The following is a 2,272-nucleotide window of genomic DNA, read 5'->3' on the forward strand; positions in this document are numbered from 1 at the left end:
ACATCGTAGACCCACATCGGCAGCGGGTTCCGGTCGAAGAGGAAGCGGTATCGCTCCTCGGACTCGCGGAGGGCCTCCTCGACGGCACGGCGATCGGTGATGTCGATGAAAGACCCTTCGATGCAGCGGCCGTCCGGGCCCGCGATCAACGAGATGTTCTCGATGACCCATATCGGAGAGCCGTCGCGGCGCCTCAGACAGCATTCGGAGCTTTCGAGCATCCCCGTTCGGGAGAGATCCTGGATCGCCGTCTGGCGATCGGCTTCGGAAAAATAGAGGTCGCCGGCCCGCATCGTCCGGAGCTCCTCGCTCGTGTAGCCGAGAATCCGCGCGAAGGCGTCGTTGAACTCGAGGAACCGGCCCTCGATCGTCGTCCGGTAGATGCCCGCCTGGTTCCTCTCGAAGAGGAGTCGATACCGCTCTTCCGACGATCGGACGGCTTTCTCCGCGGCCCTTCGCTCCGTGATGTCGCGGCTGATTCCGGCGGTGCCGAGAAGCTCGCCGGCCGCGCCGAGAAGGCCGACGACGACGAGCTCCCGGACGCCCGGTGAGCCATCGCTCCTCCGATGGCTGATTTCGCCCGACCATCGTCCGCCGGTCTCCGCTTGCCGGCGTATCTCTCCCAGCCTCGCTTCGTCGGCACGGTCTCCGGCGAGCGTTTCGACGGCATTTCCGATGGACCGTTCCCGCGAGAGGCCGTACATTAAGGCGGCGCTCGGGTTCCAGTCGGTGATCTTTCCGTCGGTGTCGGCGATCACCACGGCGTCATGCATGTTTTCGAAGATCGATGCCTGCCGCCGCCGCTCGAGCTCCGCCTCGAGCAGCTCGGTCCGGTCGATCTGCATGATGACCGCACCGCGGGCGGCCTCCGTCTCCACCGGGGCGACCGTGACGTGGAAACGGCGCCTGCGACCGGATTTTTCGCACGACCATTCTCCGTCGTAGGACGCACGCCGGCCGTCCAGGATGTCCCGGACGACCGCTGCGAATTCACGTCCGGGCGTGGCCGGATGACCGGCTTCGCAGGCGGCAAGGTAATTCGCGCCTTCCCCGAGACCTTTCGGCCCGTGATCCTCGTTGCAGGCGAACCCCCTCCATCCGGCGTTGACGGCCAGCATCGTTCCGTCGGGTCCGATGAGCCCGATGTCGATCGGCAGCGCGTCGAGAATGGCGGCCTGGCGCCTCGAGAAAAGATCGGAAACCGCGTCGGCGCGGATTCGGGCGGTCACGTCGACTGCTCTTCCGAGGACGACCGGCGGGCGGTCGTCGGACAAGCGGTTCTGGTAGTTCCAATAGCGGGTTTCACCGCCGCGCGTCATCAGGGCCATGCAGCCGGCGGCGGCGCGCGCGCGCGCGATTTTCTGGAGATAGCCGGCAAAATCGGAGCGACGGCCCGGGACGAGCAGGTCCTGGATCGAGACGCCGACGAGCTCCGACGGCGCGAAGCCGAGAGCCTCGCTGGTCGCGTCGTCTATCGAGAGTATCCGGCCTTCCAGGTCATGCGTGCAGAGAAACACCTCGGAAGCGATTTCGCGAAATCGCAACTCGGATCTGCGGAGTGCCTCTTCCACGTTCCTCTCCGCCGGAGGGCTCCGGCGGTCGACCGCATACCGGATCGACGAGGTGAGGGCTCGCCCGGAGAGAGATGTCAGAGGCAGACATTCCACCGCGCCCAGGCGAAGCGCCTCGTCGGCGAGAGCCGGCATGTCGCGATCGACCATGACGATGACGGGCGCCCGAGGCGCGCGGCCGCGGATGGCGTCGAGAAGGGCCAGAGGTCGTTCCGGGTCGAATTCCGCGTCCACGAGGACCACATCGGGCGCTTCGTCGTCCATCCGCGCCCCGAACGAGGCCGCCGATCCCACGGACGTGACGCGAAACGAGAGAGTCCCCGTCGCATCCGCCAGCGCGCTTTCGATTCGCTCGATCGCTTCGTTTCGTTTCGACGCGATGAGGACGCGGATCGATCGTGCGTTCAGGAACCCGGCTCCGTTTTCAGGCTCGTCGATCGCCGCGGGAGGGTCGATCGTTCGCGAGAGGGGGAAGGCGCAGTTTTCGCAAAGTCTCGCGAAGCTTCTCGACCGTCAGCGGCTTTCGGATGAAGTCGTTCGCCCCCGCCTTGTACGCCCGGATCAGATCGTGTTCCTTCTTCGACGAGGTCAGGATCACGACGGGAGTCTCTCGCGTCCGATCGTCTCGCCTCAAACGGACGAGGAGATCGAGGCCATTCATTTTCGGAAGGTCCAGGGCGAGCAGCACGAGCGACGACTCC

The 2,272-nt window shown here is 65.7% G+C and carries 2 protein-coding genes; both read right to left on the reverse strand.

The genetic code is table 11. The annotated features are described in order from the left end of the window. Positions 1 to 1,835 (reverse strand): PAS domain S-box protein (locus VKH46_15840; GenBank protein HKB72311.1); only part of this gene is annotated, 1,835 nt, incomplete at its 3' end. Positions 1,836 to 1,995: 160 nt separating this feature from the next. Beyond that, positions 1,996 to 2,272, reverse strand: a 277-nt coding sequence (locus VKH46_15845) for a response regulator (GenBank protein HKB72312.1), incomplete at its 5' end; no start/stop codon positions are given.

Source organism: Thermoanaerobaculia bacterium, from assembly GCA_035260525.1.
Lineage (GTDB): Bacteria > Acidobacteriota > Thermoanaerobaculia > UBA5066 > DATFVB01 > DATFVB01.